The sequence below is a fragment of the Occallatibacter sp. genome, from assembly GCF_049802275.1.
Taxonomy (GTDB): Bacteria; Acidobacteriota; Terriglobia; order Terriglobales; family Acidobacteriaceae; genus Telmatobacter.
On the sequence record NZ_JBARMD010000457.1, the window covers coordinates 1 to 16448 of the forward strand.

At 57.2% G+C, this 16448-nt stretch carries 18 protein-coding genes and 1 tRNA gene; 11 read left to right on the forward strand and 8 right to left on the reverse strand.

Annotation, left to right across the window (positions count from 1 at the left end; genetic code table 11):
• On the reverse strand, positions 1-1229 hold a 1229-nt coding region (locus WA354_RS15755; RefSeq protein WP_472813974.1), incomplete at its 3' end, for an ABC transporter permease.
• A complete protein-coding gene (locus WA354_RS15760) occupies positions 1222-1938 on the reverse strand; it encodes an ABC transporter ATP-binding protein (RefSeq protein ID WP_472813975.1) in 717 nt (238 codons plus the stop codon). The genes WA354_RS15755 and WA354_RS15760, both read right to left, overlap by 8 nt.
• A 109-nt stretch (positions 1939-2047) precedes the next feature.
• Here WA354_RS15760 and WA354_RS15765 point away from each other — a divergent pair, with 109 nt between their 5' ends.
• Positions 2048-2632 (forward strand): arylesterase, encoded by a 585-nt coding sequence (locus tag WA354_RS15765; RefSeq protein ID WP_472813976.1) that lies wholly within the window; start codon positions 2048-2050, stop codon positions 2630-2632.
• Positions 2633-2677: 45 nt separating this feature from the next.
• Here WA354_RS15765 and truB read toward each other — a convergent pair whose 3' ends face one another.
• From truB to WA354_RS15790, 5 genes are all read right to left on the reverse strand, one after another.
• A complete protein-coding gene (truB, locus tag WA354_RS15770) occupies positions 2678-3556 on the reverse strand; it encodes a tRNA pseudouridine(55) synthase TruB (RefSeq protein ID WP_472813977.1) in 879 nt (292 codons plus the stop codon).
• Positions 3557-3636: 80 nt separating this feature from the next.
• The gene (folE, locus tag WA354_RS15775; protein WP_472813978.1) at positions 3637-4254 is read right to left on the reverse strand and encodes a GTP cyclohydrolase I FolE; all 618 of its coding nucleotides are present in this window, start codon (positions 4252-4254) and stop codon (positions 3637-3639) included.
• A gap of 54 nt (positions 4255-4308) precedes the next feature.
• Positions 4309-4719 carry a 6-carboxytetrahydropterin synthase gene (locus tag WA354_RS15780; RefSeq protein WP_472813979.1) on the reverse strand — a complete coding sequence of 137 codons (411 nt, stop codon included), beginning with the start codon at positions 4717-4719 and terminating at the stop codon, positions 4309-4311.
• Complete coding sequence (locus tag WA354_RS15785) at positions 4719-5144, reverse strand: 6-pyruvoyl trahydropterin synthase family protein (RefSeq protein WP_472813980.1); 426 nt, start codon at positions 5142-5144, stop codon at positions 4719-4721. Before WA354_RS15785 ends, WA354_RS15780 begins: the two co-directional genes overlap by 1 nt.
• Before the next feature lie 108 nt (positions 5145-5252).
• Positions 5253-6428, reverse strand: coding sequence for a glycosyltransferase family 2 protein (locus WA354_RS15790; RefSeq protein WP_472813981.1), 1176 nt, complete (start codon positions 6426-6428; stop codon positions 5253-5255).
• A gap of 48 nt (positions 6429-6476) precedes the next feature.
• On the opposite strand from WA354_RS15790, the gene WA354_RS15795 reads away from it, so the two are divergent.
• The 10 genes from WA354_RS15795 to WA354_RS15840 all read left to right on the forward strand — a co-directional run bounded on the left by WA354_RS15795 (position 6477) and on the right by WA354_RS15840 (position 15889).
• Positions 6477-6968, forward strand: coding sequence for a TlpA family protein disulfide reductase (locus WA354_RS15795; RefSeq protein ID WP_472813982.1), 492 nt, complete (start codon positions 6477-6479; stop codon positions 6966-6968).
• Positions 6969-7693: 725 nt separating this feature from the next.
• Complete coding sequence (locus WA354_RS15800) at positions 7694-9025, forward strand: Hsp70 family protein (RefSeq protein ID WP_472813983.1); 1332 nt, start codon at positions 7694-7696, stop codon at positions 9023-9025.
• An 87-nt stretch (positions 9026-9112) separates the two neighbouring features.
• A complete protein-coding gene (locus WA354_RS15805) occupies positions 9113-9541 on the forward strand; it encodes a TOBE domain-containing protein (protein WP_472813984.1) in 429 nt (142 codons plus the stop codon).
• Positions 9542-9694: 153 nt separating this feature from the next.
• Positions 9695-12922 (forward strand): TonB-dependent receptor, encoded by a 3228-nt coding sequence (locus tag WA354_RS15810; RefSeq protein WP_472813985.1) that lies wholly within the window; start codon positions 9695-9697, stop codon positions 12920-12922.
• A 274-nt stretch (positions 12923-13196) separates the two neighbouring features.
• Positions 13197-13634, forward strand: coding sequence for a GntR family transcriptional regulator (locus tag WA354_RS15815; protein ID WP_472813986.1), 438 nt, complete (start codon positions 13197-13199; stop codon positions 13632-13634).
• Positions 13631-14506 carry a slipin family protein gene (locus WA354_RS15820; RefSeq protein WP_472813987.1) on the forward strand — a complete coding sequence of 292 codons (876 nt, stop codon included), beginning with the start codon at positions 13631-13633 and terminating at the stop codon, positions 14504-14506. The genes WA354_RS15815 and WA354_RS15820 overlap by 4 nt, the downstream gene beginning before the upstream one ends.
• Positions 14507-14533: 27 nt before the next feature.
• The gene (locus WA354_RS15825) at positions 14534-14944 is read left to right on the forward strand and encodes a hypothetical protein (protein ID WP_472813988.1); all 411 of its coding nucleotides are present in this window, start codon (positions 14534-14536) and stop codon (positions 14942-14944) included.
• Between the two features lie 14 nt (positions 14945-14958).
• Positions 14959-15414, forward strand: a complete 456-nt coding sequence (locus tag WA354_RS15830; RefSeq protein WP_472813989.1) for a hypothetical protein — start codon at positions 14959-14961, stop codon at positions 15412-15414.
• Between the two features lie 67 nt (positions 15415-15481).
• Entirely contained in the window at positions 15482-15745 is a 264-nt protein-coding gene (locus WA354_RS15835) for a hypothetical protein (RefSeq protein ID WP_472813991.1), read from the forward strand.
• Positions 15746-15812: 67 nt separating this feature from the next.
• Positions 15813-15889, forward strand: a tRNA-Arg gene (locus tag WA354_RS15840).
• Positions 15890-15984: 95 nt separating this feature from the next.
• Here WA354_RS15840 and WA354_RS15845 read toward each other — a convergent pair.
• The gene (locus WA354_RS15845) at positions 15985-16347 is read right to left on the reverse strand and encodes a tyrosine-type recombinase/integrase (RefSeq protein WP_472813990.1); all 363 of its coding nucleotides are present in this window, start codon (positions 16345-16347) and stop codon (positions 15985-15987) included.
• Positions 16348-16448 lie beyond the last annotated feature (101 nt).

The window sequence follows — 16448 nt, forward strand, 5'->3', positions numbered from 1 at the left end:
CACCATTGCGCAAACCACTCGCGGACCGTGCTGGGCCCTTGTTCAACCAACCGGCGCAAAACCAGGATGGGTCTTACTGTGCGCACATCCAGCAAGGGAGGAAGACAGAACAGCAAAGTCGTGAGCAGCCCCGTGCCCATACCTGCGGCAACCGCGCGCCACGGAAAATGCATGACAGTGTGCACCGGCAACAGTTTTCCGAAGACAGCAGGCAGGGCCTCCATGACGACAGCTCCTCCCGTGACGCCAATCAATGCCCCAAGAAATCCAAGTGCCAATGTCTGTAAGAGGAAGATCCGTAAGAGGTCGGATGAGCGCGCTCCGACAGCTTTGAGAATGGCGAGCATGTCCATCCGTTGCTCGAGGTGCGCATGCATGGCCATGGCAACGCCGATGGCTCCCAGCACCATGGCAACGAGACAGATGAGGCTGAGGATCGCGGTGGCATTGTCGAGGCCCTGGCTGAGCGCTGGATTCCCTTCCTTGAAGTCCATCACCTGCGCGTCGGGCAAAATTGCTTCCACCTGCTTGCGCACCGCCGTATCGTCCGCTGTTGGCGGCAGCTTCAGCAGCATCCGTTGCGCAGCGCGGCTTCCCGGCGCCAGCAGCCCCGTGTTTTCCAGGGATGCGCGAGACACCATTACCCGCGGGCCCATTCCCGCACCTGCCGAGATTCGGTCGGGCTCCTGCGAAAGGACGGCCGCAATTCTGAAATTCTTGCCGCCCAGGCGCAATGTTTGGCCGACATGCGCATTCAGGCGAATCAGGAATTCCTCCGCAACCACTGCGGAATCGCCGACGAGTGCCTGCCGCAGGGTCATCGCCGGCTCGAGTTGTGCCGCTCCATAAAACGGATACCGTTCGGGATCGACAGCCTTCAATGTAACGAGGATCGGCACCGGATCGGGAGGCACTGACGCCATTGAGACAGTCTCTGTAACCCACGTCAAGTCGCTACCGGGAATTCCCTTCTCCAGGTCTGAGAGCTTTTGCGATTCATCCGCGCTGGGCTGGCGAAAGACGCGTGCGCTGAGATCCCCCGCCATCAGCGAGCGTGCCTCTGTCATGAGTGTGGTGCGGAAACTCTCACTAAATCCGCGCACGCCTACGAGAGCCGCGACACCCACAGCCACCGAGAGCACAACAAAGGCGAACTTGCCGGGAGCGGACTTAAGGTCGCGCCAGCCAATGGCCGCGGCTCGCCGCCAACTCAGTGCGCGGTCAGCCATTTTTCCGCTCGCTTTGGAGTAGTTCTTCGACGGCTTCAGAAGGCAGCGTGTCTTCGATAATCATGCCGTCTTTCAAGACGATTTTGCGATCGGCGCGGGCGGCAATTTCCGGATCGTGTGTTACAAGCACAAGCGTCGCGCCGGCGCGGCCGTTGTGCTCGAGAAGCAAATCAAGCACAAGGCGTCCGTTGGTGGAGTCGAGGTTTCCGGTCGGCTCGTCGGCCATGACAATGGGCGGATCAACGACAAAAGCGCGAGCCAGCGCGACACGCTGCTGCTCGCCGCCGGAAAGCTGCACGGGATAGTGGTCCATGCGCTCAGAGAGGCCGACAGCCTCAAGGAGCGCCCGCGCCCGCTTCAGGCCGCTGCCTTCGACGTTCAGTTCGAATGGGAGCAAGACATTTTCAAGCGCCGTTAGAGTTGAAATGAGCTGGTACGACTGGAAAACAAACCCGATTTTGCGGCCGCGAACAGCAGCCAGATCGACTTCAGCCAGGTTGTGAATGGGCGTGCCGTCCAGCCAGATTTCGCCCTCGCTCGGAGTGTCGAGGCCGGCCAGCAGACCCAGCAGCGTGCTTTTTCCGCTACCGCTTGCGCCCACGATGGCGACGAATTGGCCAGCGGGAATGCTGAGGGAGATTCCTTTCAGGATTTCCACGCGCCGTGAGCCGTTCTGAATCCAGCGCTTTACGTTTCGGACTTCAATCACCCGGGATTGCCCTCCTGTATATATACGACTGCCGGCGCGCGACCGTTCCCTTCTGCGACATTACACTGTTGATGTGGGCGTTTGGCGCAGGATTCTCGTTTCGTTATGTTTGCTGATTGGTGCATTCCCGCTGCTCGCGGCTGACCGGCCTCAGATTATCTGCTATGGCGACAGCATCACTGCGGGCCATGGCTTGAACCCAGAACAGGCCTATCCCGCCGTGTTGCAACGGGACCTTGACCAGCACGGATATTCCTACAAAGTAACGAATATGGGCACCAGCGGAGCGACGACCAAGGATGCGGTCGCCGATGTCGGGGCGGTCATCAAGGCTCACCCAGCGGTTGTGATCGTGGAATTCGGCGGGAACGACGGATTGCGTGGTCTTCCTCTGGACCAGACGCGAAAGAACCTGGATGCGGTGCTGACGGCGCTTGAGGGTGCTCATATCAAGGTGCTGCTTGCCGGGATCACGCTTCCGCCTAATTATGGGCAGGATTACATCGGTGCGTTTGACAAAGTATTTCGCGACATGGCGGCCAAGCATCACACCGCGTTCGTTCCGATGATCTATAAGAACCTCGTGAACGTGCCGGGAACAATCCAGGAAGACGGAATCCACCCGACCGCCAAAGGGTCCGAAATTATTGCCAATACGCTCATGCCTGCGCTGAAACCACTTCTGCATAAGTAGAATTGTGAACCTTCGCCACCGGCGGATGCGACGAACCGATAAGCGTCAGCCCATGACGACCACGGGTTGAAACAATGTTCCCGCAACACGACGGGCTATGCCGACAAGTTCGCGTTGGCTTGCGAAGAATTTCACGAAGGGCGCCTGCGAAAACTCTGGAAGGTTTGCCTGGGCACCATTCCTGAGACGGCCCAGCGACATGTTGTCGCCTGTAACTGAAGGCATCTCCACCAATAAACTGCGCGGGTGAATGCAGGATTTCTCAAGCGCGTCGAGATTGCCGGCCAGTGGCTCCAGTTCTTCAAACGTATGAGCATCGGAAAGAGTGAACACTCCCGCCTGCGTGCGGCGCAGGCTACTGAGATGAGCACCGCAGGCGAGATCCTGACCGAGTTCGTGCGCTACCGAGCGGACGTAGCCGCCGGCGCTTATGCTCATCTCGAATTGGGCTTCCTGGCCTTTGAATGCTGTGATGGCGAATGATCTGATGGAAATTTGAGCTGTCTTGAGGTCGACGGGCTTTCCTGCGCGTGCGAGCTTATAGGCTGGAGTGCCGGCAATCTTTTTTGCAGAAAACGGCGGCGGCATCTGCTCCATGTCTCCGTGGAAACGCGAGGCGACGTCGCGAATCTGTTCGAGCGTCAACGAAGGATGAGTCTGCTCACCGGTCGGGTCACCGTCGGCATCGTAGGTGTCAGTCGCAAATCCGAAGCGAATTGTGCCGGAGTAACTTTTTTCGGCCGATGAGAAATATTGTGCCAGACGCGTAAATTTCCCTATCAGCAAAGGCAGAACTCCGGTGGCCATGGGATCGAGTGTTCCGAGATGGCCGATGGAGCGCTCGCCGGTAATTCTACGCAGGCGGCTCACCACGTCGTGGCTGGTGATGCCGCCCGGTTTATCAATGACTAAGAGACCGTTCACTCAACTACTGTAGACGACGGGCCACAGTGTCGCGGTGATGCACTGCTGCGCAGCGATTCTCCGCTGGCACCGTAGTTGATTCAGCTTTGACGGACCAGCGACAGGAATTCGGTGCGGGTTTCTTTCTGGCGGAAGCAGCCGACCATGGCCGAAGTGACAGTGGATGAATTCTGTTTCTCGATCCCGCGCATCATCATGCACAGGTGGCGGGCCTCGATGACCACGCCAACGCCCTGCGGGTTGATGGCTTCCTGAATGGTGTCGGCAATCTGGCGGGTGAGGCGCTCCTGCACCTGGAGGCGACGCGCAAAAACCTCAACAAGGCGCGGGATCTTGCTAAGGCCGATGACCTTCCCCTTGGGAATGTATGCCACATGCACCTTGCCGAAGAATGGCAGCATGTGGTGCTCGCAGAGCGAAAACATCTCAATGTCCTTCACAATCACCATCTCGTCGTAGTCGACATCAAACATGGCGCCGCGCAGTATTTTTGCGGGATCTTCGTTGTATCCCTTGGTGAGAAAGGCCATGGATTTCTCGACGCGAGCGGGAGTTTGCATCAGGCCGTCACGATCGGGATCCTCGCCGAGGCGCTCCAGTATTTCGCGATACATCTCCTGCGTGCTGAAGCCGTTTAGCCCGGCATCACTTTCAACTGCCCTGCGAATTGACTTACTTACTGCGATCGGTTGCGCCATTGCCTTTTGTCCTTTCGCCCAGGGGAATCGGGCGCCGTTCATTTCTTGCCACGATCAGTCACCGTAACACTGAAAGAAATTATTCTCAGTTTCTTCTATGCGCACATATTCCAACCTGCCGCTTGGCAGCGTGCTCTTCAGCACTTTAAAGACCGCTCTACAGAGATTCTCCGTCGTTGGCACTTGATTCACAAAGAGGGGATCGTAGTTCAAGTTTGTATGGTCAAAGCGCTTTAGAACAGATGTTTGCACCAATTCATCAAGTGTGGCCAGGTTGATGACCATACCGGTATCAGAGTCAACCGGACCACCCACAAGCACCTCAACTACATAGTTATGCCCGTGGCCGTGCGGGTTGTTGCACTTGCCGTAGGTTGCTCGATTTGACTCGTCGGAAAGGGCGTCTGAATGCAGACGATGGCTGGCGCTGAGCAGGTAGCGACGGCCAAAATAAGCGGTTTGCATCAGCTCTTTCCCCTGTATTCAGCGAAGATTTCGGGTGTTTCGTAGACGCGCACGCGGCTAAGTCGTGCTCCGCCAGCCTTCGTCACGGCGGACTCGAGGCGTTTCCATGCGGCAATTGCGATGTTTTCTGTAGTCGGAATCAGTTTGGACTCGGCGAATTCAGGAACCTCGAGATTGAGGTGGCGATGATCATACGCCGCCAGTACTTCGTTTTCGATGACGTCTTTGAGCCATTTGAGGTCAACGACGAAGCCCGTCACGGGATCTGGATCACCGGAAACTGTGACTTCGAGGGTGTAGTTGTGGCCATGTCCGTTGCGCCGGGCGCAGCGGCCAAAGACCTCCTCGTTCTTCTCCTGCGACCAGGCGTCGTTCCAGTAGTAGTGCGAGGCGGAAAAGGTGGCCCGACGCGTAAGTTCGATCATTCGATCCTCATTTTATAGATGCCCAGAGACGCGGAAGGTTACAAATCCAAGGTTTCGGTGGGCATCCTATGCGCTTCAGCAGAATGGATTTATGGCCTGCTATCCATGTCAGCCCGGATAGGTTCTCCCCTTCCAGCTTACCTGCTTTAGAACGCGATGGTTGAACCAGCTGCGATACAAAAGCACGACAAAGAGGGGCAATCCCAAGGGAGAAATGGCGCAATCGACTAACGGAAAGCTCGATTTCGCTACGCGCGAGTAGAAACGGAACAGGGTTCGGATCCAAAGCAGGAGCAGGACCCAGCCGGCACCTAGCCACTCAAGGGAATGGGGGCTGAAGCGCGCGTTCCAGAGGTGCATGGCAAGCCAGGGCAGGCCAACAAGAAGCAAAATGTCCAACACCTTCCAGAGGCTGGTAGCCAATGCGTTGTTAAACAGGAGCGCGAGGTTTTTGGTCCAGCCTTCGATCATCGCTGAGGTTGTTCGGTACATGCGGGTGCTGAGGGCATCGGGGGCATAGCGAAAACGGAGGCCCACTTTGCGGCGCTTGGCGAGGAAGGCTAGTTCCACATCTTCGAGCACGCGGTCGGCGACGGCAGGGTGTCCGCCAAGGCGGCGATAGGCTTCGCGCTCGACTAAGAGGAACTGGCCATTGGCGGCGGCAACGCGCTGGTTGGGATCGGAGACCTTTGCGGGTGGGTAAGCGAGGGCGAGTTCAGAAAAGACGAGCGGCATCAGAGTGCGTTGGGCAAAGCCGGTGACAAGCTGGCGCGGTGAATAACTCAGGAGTCCAACTTTGTGGCGGGTAGCCTCGTGGATGGCGCGATGCATGTCGCCGGGTTCGTGAATGGTGTCGGCATCGGTGAAGAGAAGCCAGCGACAGCGCGCTTTGCGGGCTGCGGTCCAAATGGCATTGTTCTTCCCTGTCCAACCTTTTTCGAGTTTGGCGGCTTCGAGGAGAGTGACTCCGGGAAAGCTACGGGCGATTTCGGCGGTGCGGTCGGTGGAGTGATCGTCGACTACGATCAATTCCCAGTCGCGGCCGAGCTGGAAGATGTCTTCGGATTGCGCGATGAGCGATCGCAGGCAGGCTGCCAGGTTCTGCTCTTCATTGCGGGCGGGGATGATAACCGTAAGTTCGATGAGTTGCTCCGGCTCCGGCTGGTCGTACACTGTCCCGGTGCGGACTGGAATGGTGAGAGGCTCGCCGGGCTCATCGGAGAGACCAAGTACGGGCTTGAATGTGCGCCCGCCCGGTCCGCCTGATTCCGGTTTCTCCGCCATTGGTCCTCGGCCTTTCTTTCGGTACCCTTCGCTCCGTATTATAAGGATGTGCGGTTTCCTGGTTTCATTGCTCTTGGTTCCCTTTTCGCGCTGACGCTTGCGTGCGGCTGCGATCGTGGTGCGCGTCCGGCCAATGCGGACAGAGTCGCTCCGGACTTTACGGTGAGCGACGGGGAGAACACGATTCACCTGGCGAACTACCGTGGCAAGGTGGTGCTGCTGAATTTCTGGTGGAGTCAGTGTCCGCCATGCGTTCAGGAGACTCCGGCGCTGGAACAGTTGCATCGGGACAAGCCTGACCTGGCGATACTTGCGGTCAGCATCGACTCTGACCCCGGATCGTATCGCAGGTTTCTCAACCGCTACCACGTAAACCTCGACACGGTGCGCGATCCGGACCAGACCGTTGCGAAGATGTATGGAACCGAGGGTTGGCCGGAGACATACATCATCGACCGCAGGGGTGTAATTCGCCGGAAGATTGTTGGCGACCCGGACTGGTCGAATCCCGAGATTCGCAACTACCTGAACAGCCTGTAACCAGCGATTGGCGCATTTTGGCCTTCACTGCTTCTGTGAAGACGGCGCGGACGTGTGCGGATGTGGAAGGAGTCGTGGCTCCTTTCACAGTTTCACAGGATCTGTGAACCTGTGGGATCTCAGCGAACGATCGAATGATGGTGCTGGGTTTACGAGCCGGGACAGGCGGGTTTCACAGTTTCACAGGGGGGGAGGGGGGAGGGGGTATGAACCTACCCGATTCCTGGTTGATGCTTGCGGTGTGGGTGGGCGTTCGGCTTCGAGCCCACTCATCGCGATAATGCGATGAATGGGGCACAGACTTTCTCGTTTTGGAGCGGCTGACTGTTGCGCGGGCCGCCTGACGCATGAGAACTCCTATCAATCTGATTGTGCGCCGGAGAGAGGAAATTGCATGCAAAACGATCACGTTCTTTCCACGTTTGGAATGTGGAGGTTAAAGCACCGGGCCGGGGAGACACACTTGACAGAGGTTGAGGTGAACCCTTTGGGCGAGACAGTGGCGGTTTGATAGTTTGCCGTTTGCTGGATTTTGGTTTTCATTTTTGCTTAGCGGGTCCCATTTTTTGATTCGAGGGGTTGAAGAGCAGCCGCCGTCGTTCACGGCGTGTTGCGCCACCCGACAGTCTCCAGGTATTCCGAACAGGCCCGAGGGACAGGTCTTTGGCCTACATGAAGACAAGCGAGATTTATGGGACGACCGGTTGGGCGGGGAGTACGAAATAATGGGGTTTATGGGGAGCGCTGAAGGTCGACATATCGCTGTTGGATTTGATTTTGGAACTACGAACAGCTCAGTTGCAGTTGTCGACGGAGATGCCCGGGTGCAGCTTGCCTCGTTCCCCTCGGCAGGTGCAGAAACGCCGTCGTTCCGGTCGGTGTTGTATTTCGAGCAGTGCAAGAATGGCGAAGGCGTGAAACGCACTCATTCTCTTGCTGGACCGGCCGCGATCGAACATTATTTGCAGACCGATGAGAAGGGGCGGCTTGTGCAGTCGTTGAAATCTCATCTTTCGAGCCGGACGCTTACGGGGACAGAAGTCTTTGGACGGCGATACAAACTCGAAGAGCTAATTTCGCGCATGCTCAGCGATCTTCGCAAACATACGTCCTCGCAGTTCGGGAAGACTATCCGCTATGCCATGGTGGGCCGACCGGTTCGGTTTGTTGGGGCGGAGACCGAGGATGACCAGGATTTTTCTGTTTCGCGATTGCGTACCGCATTCGCGCTGGCGGGTTTTGAGCACGTGGATTTTGAGATGGAGCCGGTGGCCGCCGCGTACACCTACGAAGCGACGCTGGATCATGAAGAGCTTATTTTGATCGGCGACTTCGGCGGCGGCACCAGCGACTTTTCCCTGCTGCGGGTTGGGCCCGAGGTGCGGCGGCGAGGGCGGACTCCGGCGGATTTGCTTGGCAACAGCGGAGTGGGACTGGCCGGCGATGCTTTTGATGCACGTATTATTCGCAAGCTGGTTTCACCTGCGCTGGGATCGGATTCGGAAGCGCGATCGCTCAACAAACTTCTGCCTGCGGTTCCGGCGTGGATTTACGCGAATCTCGAGCGATGGCACTACCTCTCGTTTCTGCGGACGAACAACGTTCGCGAGATTCTGAAGAGCGCACGGATTCGAGCGCTTGAGCCGGAGAAGATTGAAGCCCTGATTGCGATTGTGGATGAGGATCTTGGATACCAGCTGCACCAGTCGGTGCAGGAGCTGAAGTTCGAATTGTCGCGCGCGGAGGATGCCGAATTTCGATTTCGCGGAGGGGGCATGGGCTTGCGCATTCCCGTGACGAGGGCGAAGTTTGAATCGTGGATCAAAGAGGAGCTCGAGGCAATCGAAGGCGCGGTTGACACGCTTCTGCGGAGTTCCGGAGTTCATCCGGATGCGGTTGACCGGGTCTTTCTTACTGGCGGGTCCTCATTTGTGCCGGCGGTGAGGCGGATTTTCGAGAGCCGGTTTGGGGCATCGCGGATTCGCGGTGGAAATGAATTTACTTCGGTCGCGCATGGGCTGGCGCTGCGTGCGGCGGAGTCGCTTCGCGAGGGCTGAGACGATAAGCCGGTTTCACTGATCGGTCACACAGTGCAGCCCGCGTGTTTTTGAAATTTCAGGCGGAAAAGTGCGAAAGGGGTTGTCATGGCCAACCAGAAACAAATGCTGACGCCGCGGGAAGCCTCCCGCATTCTGGGGATAAGTTATCCCACGATCAAGAACTGGATATTGTCGGGGAGACTGAAGACCTTGAAAACGCCTGGAGGGCACCATCGGGTTGCGTTCGGGAGCCTCAAGCCGTTTCTTGACCGCGATGCTCTCAAGTCCGACGCGGAGTCACGCAAGCGGTATCGGCGCGTCAGCGGAAGAAATCAGCTTGCCGGGAAAGTCGTCAGCGTCAGAATCGAGGGGTTTATGGCGGAAGTCATCCTGGCAATCGGAGACGCGCAGGTGACCGCGATCATTACCGCCGCAGCGATCCGGGAACTGCGTCTCCAAAAAGGTGATAGTGCAGCTGCTCTTATCAAGTCGACTGACGTGATGATTGAGCGCCTGGATGACGAACTGAGTTAGTTCGCCGCGGGCTTAATTGACGATGCGATTTGAAACATATAAATTCGATAATACCGGCGGGCCCAGGCAGGCCCTCCCCCACCCCAACCGTTCGATCTCGGTTGAACACGGTCCCGTCGGTACCGCGTCAAATCCAGCTGTTCTGGAGATTGAATGCCCAGGCACCGCCCGCTTCTATACATCGTTTTGCTTCTGCTTGCCTTCATCTCAATGGGGCTGAATACTGTTTCCGCATTCGGGCAGATTTCGGCGAGCTTGTCGGGCCGAATCATGGACCCAACCCGGGCTGCGATTCCGACAGCCACGGTGACCGCGAAGAATACGGAAACAGGCATCTCTCGAACAGCGCTCACGAATCAGTCGGGCCGGTATCAACTTCTGGAATTGCCGATTGGGCGGTACGAAGTTTACGCCAGCAAAGCGGGCTTTGCCGACGAGATTCGCAAAGGGATTCTTCTGGTCGTCGGTCAGGATGCGACTGCGGACCTTATTCTCCAGGTCGGAACGGTCAAGCAACAGATCACGGTTAACGAAAATGTCCCAGTGGTAAATGCGTCCACGCAGGAGATTTCGGGACTGGTGGGAGAGCAGCAGGTAAGAGACCTTCCTCTCAATGGGCGCAGCTACGATCTTCTTCTCACGCTCAATCCGGGCATCGTGAACTTCACATCGCAAAAGACCGGTGGAATTGGTGTATCGAATTCAAGCACGGGAAACAACTTTGCGGTCTCAGGAAATCGCCCGCAACAGAACCTGTTTTTACTGAATGGCATTGAGTTCACGGGTGCCGCAGAGAACAACATGCAACCGGGCGGAGCTAGTGGCCAATTGTTAGGCGTGGAAGCAGTGCGAGAGTTCAACGTGCTCCGCGATTCCTACGGCGCTGAATATGGCAAGAGGCCGGGGGCGCAGGTAATTATTGTCACCCAATCGGGCACCAACCAGGTGCACGGCTCGGTTTACGAGTTTCTGCGCAACAATGCGCTCGATGCTCCAAATTATTTCGATCAAGGTTCGGCACCACCCTTCCAGCGCAATCAGTTTGGAGCCGCGCTTGGCGGACCGTTAAAGAAAGACAGGGCGTTCCTTTTCGCGAACTACGAAGGCTTCCGACAGAACCTGCACCAGACCTCGGTTGCATTTGTACCCGATCTGGCTTCGCGAGCGGCAGCGGCACCGAGCGTGAAGCCGCTTCTGAACCTGTGGGTAACTCCGCCAGCGAACGCGCCCGACTTTAACGGAATTGCCCAGGTGTTTGGCAGTCCCCTTCAGACCATCCGCGAAGACTTTGGAACAGCCCGGTTCGACCAGACATTCTCACCTAAAGACGCACTCTCAGCGGTGTATACGATCGACGACGGCGGCGATGTCACGGCGACGACTGGCAATCCCTACAGCACCGATATTTTGAATCTCCGCGAGCAAGTGTTCAGCCTCGATGAGACACATGTTTTCTCTCCATCCCTGGATAATGTTGCGCGCGTGGGCTATTCACGCGCCGATTACTTCTTTACTGGAGAGCCCACTCCTGGAACGCCGGCTGCCCAGGTTCCTGGTTTCATCAGTGGAAGGCCCGCTGGCGCTGTGGTGGTTGGTGGGAGTGCTGCGTCTAATCCGCAGGCCCAGATTGGGCTCGCAGGAAGCAATAACGGGAGCAATCTGCCGATTGTGCGAAACCTGTTCACCTATGAAGATCGCGTGACCTGGTCGCATGGTGCGCACCAATGGAGCTTCGGGGCGTGGTTCCAGAATTTCCAATCCAACGAGATACTGAATCTGAGCCAGTTCGGTCAGGCGACCTTTGCCAGCCTGCAAACATTTCTAACTGGAACGACGAGCAGCTTTCTGTATAGCCCTGCGCCGACTGAAATGAACTGGCGCTCTCTGTTTGGAGCAGTGTACGCACAGGATGTGATTCGCCTGAATCCGAAGCTCACGCTTAGCCTTGGCTTTCGCGGCGAATTCTCTACGGGCTGGAATGAGGCTCACGACCGCGCCGCGAATTACACATTCAGCGACGGAGTTATCTCCAGCCAGCCGCATATTGGTCACAGCGCCTTCACAAAAAACAATGCCAAGTTCCTCGCCCAGCCGCGCGTTGGATTGGCGTGGAGTCCACGCAGGGATAAGACGGTTGTTCGCGCCGGGTTTGGTATGTACAACGAGCTGCTTGATGATCTTGGATACCGCATGGATCAGAATGCGCCTTTTAATCCGACATACAGCATTGCTTCGCTCCCAGTGTCGAGCCTGCCGATCAACCCTGCGGCTCCGACGCCAGCCAAAGCGCTGCTCGTGCCTGGCGGGGTACAGCCTGACGCCAAGATGCCCACTCTTATTTCGTATTCGTTGCGAGTGGAGCAGGAGTTGACTCCGAATACGTCGCTCACGCTGGGATACGTGGGATCACACGGATACCATCAACTTATCGGGATCGATGGCAACACTCCGCTTCCGACTGTCTGCCCTGCGTCGCCCTGTCCGGCTGCATATCCGGCGAATTTCCCTGCTCCGCTGGCGAACTCGGCGATTCCTGCTGGATCGTTCTACATCCCTGCGGGAACACCAAAGGCGAATCCATCGCTCGCCAATACGTGGACATGGTTTTCAGAAGGAGACAGCAATTACAACGCGCTGGAGGTGGATGTGAATCATCGCTTCAGCCATGACCTCGCCCTTCGGGGTGTGTATACGTGGTCGAAGGCGCTCGACAATGGAGATTCTCTGAATGCGACGACAGCGGGAAACGCGCCCGGGCTCGCATCAAATCCGTATGACCTGCATGCTGATTGGGGACCGGCCACTTATGATGTCAGGAATATCGGCGTAATCAGTGCTGTCTACTCGTTGCCCTTTGGACGCGGCAAGGCCTTCGCGAATGGTCTGCATGGATTTGCAAATAGCGTGGTGAGCGGATGGTCATTGAACAACATCGTCACGATACAGTCCGGGTTTCCGATGACCCCGCAGCTCAGCTACAACCCCTCAAACAATGGCGACACCCGCAATCCAGTAAGGCCGTTTGTGAATCCCAATTTCCACGGCCCCGTAATTCTGGGCAAACCGGGACAGTGGTTTAACCCAAGCGCTTTCCTGGCACCTCCGGCCAACAGTGGGTTCTGGGGCAACCTGGGCAGGGATACGCTGAGCGGTCCTGGGTTGGGGACGTGGGATTTTTCCGCGTTCAAAGACACTACGATTCGCGAAGGTATGAAAGTCGAATTTCGAGCCGAACTCTTTAATTTGCTTAATCGCGCCAACTTTAATACTCCGAACCTGATCGTGTTTACACCGACTGGAGTTTCAGGTACCGCTGGCGCCATCACCAGCACATCTACCACTTCGCGGCAGGTGCAATTTGCCTTGAAGCTTCTGTGGTAGGGTCAAACTTTTTGCTCAATTAGCGCACTGGCCGGCAGTATACGGCGCAAACTGCAACCGCAGGGTGGCACGTCGTGCTCGACTGTTTGAAGCGATCGGTTCCTACTCGGTACAAGCCATATTGCTGCAAACTGAAGGCGCGCGAGCGAGGCCATTCAACAAGACCAGCTAATTCTTTCTCGCCCCCCAAATTCATTCGCTGGTTTTTTTGAAAAATCTGCTTGACGCAGAAATTGGACCGGTGTATTAGTCATATAGTACATTGATTGACGTGATGAGCAAGGCTTCCAAATCGGTCTTTCACTTTCATCTCGACCTGCACAGCGGTGTACCGGTGTATCGGCAGATCGCCGACCAGGTGCGGGGAGCGATTGCGGCTGGGGCGTTGTGCGCCGGAGATCAATTGCCGACGGTGCGCCAGCTTGCCGTCGATCTCGAGGTGAATCCAAACACCGTGGTGCGCGCCTACCGCGAGCTGGAATATAACGGGCTGCTTGAGACGCACCAGGGGACGGGAACGTTCATCAGCGATCAGAAGATTCCCCGGTCGGGAGATGAGCGACAGCGGCAGTTGGGCCAGATCGTTTCCGATGCGATCGCACGTGCGGGAGCGGCGGGATTTACAGTTCAGGACATTTTGGATCAGTTAAGCCGCGCGGCGACGCGGGGCGGGACGCGGCCAATGAGCCGAACCGCAGGAGATGAGCAATGACCAGGACAGGAAATCTGCAATACAACCGAGTCGCAGTAACGGCGTTTGTGATTTGCCTGGTGGCTGGATCGCTTTTGAGCGCGTTCACGAAGGGTCCTGTTCCACTGTGCGTTGGGATACTGATCGGCCTGTATCTGCTGCATGCCATCAAGGTGATCCAACAATGGGAGAAGGTTGCACTGCTCCGTATGGGGCATTATGTGGGACTGCGAGGGCCGGGGATGTTCTTCATCGTGCCGGTGCTGGAAGTATTGAGCCCGTATGTAGATCAGCGCGTGCGGGTGAGCAGCGTGACGGCGGAGTCCACGCTTACGCGCGATACAGTTCCAGTGGATGTGGACGCCATTGTGTTCTGGCTTGTGTGGAATGCAGAGAAGGCCATCCTGGAAGTGGAGAACTATCTGGAGGCGATCACGCTGAGCGCGCAGACGGCGCTGCGCGAGTCGATTGGGCGGCATGAACTGGCGCAGATGATCACGGAGCGCGAAACGCTGGGCCGCGAATTGCAGCGGATTCTCGATGAGAAGACGAATCCCTGGGGAATCACGGTGCAGTCGGTGGAGGTGCGGGATGTGCGCATTCCGCAGGGACTGCAGGACGCAATGTCACGCCAGGCGCAGGCCGAGCGCGAACGGCAGGCACGGGTGATTCTGGGTGCGGCGGAGGTGCAGGTTTCCGATCAATTCGCTGAGGCATCGCGCGTTTACAACGATAATCCCGGCGCGTTGCACCTGCGCGGAATGAACATGCTGTATGAGGCGATACGGGAAAAGGGCTCGATGGTGATCGTGCCATCTTCCGCGGTAGAGACCATGGGCCTGGGTGCAACGCTGGCGACGGTGACACTTGCGAAACAGGTCCAGACAACCTAACAAACAACTGACGAGGGAGTGACTGCGATGAAGATTCGTATGAGGGGAGTTGTGTGCGTCGTGATGTTGGCCGCCGGCGTGACCGCTGCGCAATCCGATCAGGATGCCGCGTGGGTTGGAATCTGGCGGGCTGAATTGGATGGTCAACCAAGTGCTGTTCTGACATTGGCGAACGACAATGGCGGACTGGAGGGCACGCTTGTGTTGAACGGCATCAGCCGCAATGGAGGGCAGCCGCACATCGCGGTGCGCGAGACGCATGCGCTGATACATCCTCGACGGGAGGGGCGGACGCTTTCATTTCAAGTAAAGAGGATTACTGCTTCAATTCCGCTGATGGACTTTACGGTGGACCTGACTGCGCAAGGCCGTGCAAAGCTCCATTGCTTGAACTGCGGCGAAGATGCTCCGGTTGTCGAGATGACGAAGGAAGACTGAGGTTGGAGGGAACGATGAAGATCTGGATGATTTCGTGGATGACGGCGCTCTTGCTGGCGACCCCAGTGCACGGACAGACAGGCTCTCCGGCCCGGGCGGATCAAAGCAGCGTAACGCAACTCGTCGGGGTATGGAGAGGGCAGATTGATAACCTGCCGGGCGTCGACATGGTGATCACGGATGAGGGAGGGAAATTGCGCGGGGCAATCCTGTTCTTTTTCCACTTTCGGCCGGATGTGAATTCGGCTTATACGTCGAAGCCGGGGCTGCCGGAGCCATTGTTTGATTTAAAGGCGGACGGACAGTCGCTGCGGTTTGAGGTCAGCCATCGACGGGCCCACCCGCCGGAGACGCTGAATGATCTGCCAGTTCCCTTCCGCCTGAAGCTCGTCGGTCCGGGCCGCGCCGAGTTAGTGAATGAGCATGAGAGCGAAGGGCCACCGATGGTATTGACCAGAAGCGACTACTGAGTGCGATGGAAGATCCCAATGTGATGGCGAATACGGGGGTGCGGCGCGAAACTGCTATCCTGTGCGTATGACCACGGTGGATATTTTGCTTCGCTACGCTACCCATCCGACCGAGGCAGTAACCTTTGCCCTGGCGAATACGCGCGAGGTATATGGGATCCGCCGGCTCTGCTTCGATCGCGAGGCGCGTACACTGCGGGTGGAGTACGACGCGACGCGGCTGAATGCTGCGGCGGTGATCCAGCTGATGCGCAGCGCTGGCTTGCAGGTAATTGAAGAAGTGCAGGTTGCGCTTCCTCCACCGGCACCTGAGGCTTCCCCGGCAGCGTGAAGGTACGATTGCGCCACGGCTGAAAGCCTGATAATCTGATGTTGGTTTCGTTCGAAGCCAGACGTGTGCGCCCGTAGCTCAGCTGGATAGAGCGACTGACTACGAATCAGTAGGTCGGGAGTTCGAATCTCTCCGGGCGCACCATTTAATCAAAAGAAAAAAAATGAGTTGAATAGCATCCTAACGAGTGGCTGCAGGTGGCCTCTCTTTGTCTGGTGCCTGTTTTGGTGCATGTTTGCTTATGCAGTGGAGTACAGCACCATGCGCTCGGATGCAGAAGCCGCTGCGTCTGGCGACAGGTGCGCATAGCGGGCAGCCATGGTGATCGTTTTATGACCCGCCAGGGTCTGAATCTCCTTAAGTGAGACCCCAGCCATCGCCAGCCATGAGCAGAACGTGTGTCGGTTACAGTGCCATGTGTATCCGGTGATGCCCGCCTCCTTGATGGCCGGCTCGAACCAGAACCTGCAGTAATCCCCTGCCTCAGGGAACACTTCGTCCGTCGGCTTGTGCGGAACTATTGTCTGCTGTGCCTTAAGAGCATCTAAGGCAGTGCTGTTCAGCGGAACGTTGCGTGCGAGATTGCGATGGTGGGTTTCCACTCACAGGCCGGATGGATCGCATTTACCTCCGTCGGATTTGGCTTTTCCCTGGCTACGCGCAAACTCGCGTGGGTAAGAAAAATTCCGGACTACGCAACGGC

Coding starts and splice junctions, on each gene's coding strand:
- WA354_RS15815 (WP_472813986.1), top strand. CDS start 13,197: ATGAGCAAGGCTTCCAAATCGGTCTTTCACTTTCATCTCGACCTGCAC.
- WA354_RS15820 (WP_472813987.1), top strand. CDS start 13,631: ATGACCAGGACAGGAAATCTGCAATACAACCGAGTCGCAGTAACGGCG.
- folE (WP_472813978.1), bottom strand. CDS start 4,254: ATGGCGCAACCGATCGCAGTAAGTAAGTCAATTCGCAGGGCAGTTGAA.
- WA354_RS15790 (WP_472813981.1), bottom strand. CDS start 6,428: ATGGCGGAGAAACCGGAATCAGGCGGACCGGGCGGGCGCACATTCAAG.
- WA354_RS15810 (WP_472813985.1), top strand. CDS start 9,695: ATGCCCAGGCACCGCCCGCTTCTATACATCGTTTTGCTTCTGCTTGCC.
- WA354_RS15805 (WP_472813984.1), top strand. CDS start 9,113: ATGGCCAACCAGAAACAAATGCTGACGCCGCGGGAAGCCTCCCGCATT.
- WA354_RS15825 (WP_472813988.1), top strand. CDS start 14,534: ATGAAGATTCGTATGAGGGGAGTTGTGTGCGTCGTGATGTTGGCCGCC.
- WA354_RS15780 (WP_472813979.1), bottom strand. CDS start 4,719: ATGCAAACCGCTTATTTTGGCCGTCGCTACCTGCTCAGCGCCAGCCAT.
- WA354_RS15835 (WP_472813991.1), top strand. CDS start 15,482: ATGACCACGGTGGATATTTTGCTTCGCTACGCTACCCATCCGACCGAG.
- WA354_RS15800 (WP_472813983.1), top strand. CDS start 7,694: ATGGGGTTTATGGGGAGCGCTGAAGGTCGACATATCGCTGTTGGATTT.
- WA354_RS15785 (WP_472813980.1), bottom strand. CDS start 5,144: ATGATCGAACTTACGCGTCGGGCCACCTTTTCCGCCTCGCACTACTAC.
- WA354_RS15830 (WP_472813989.1), top strand. CDS start 14,959: ATGAAGATCTGGATGATTTCGTGGATGACGGCGCTCTTGCTGGCGACC.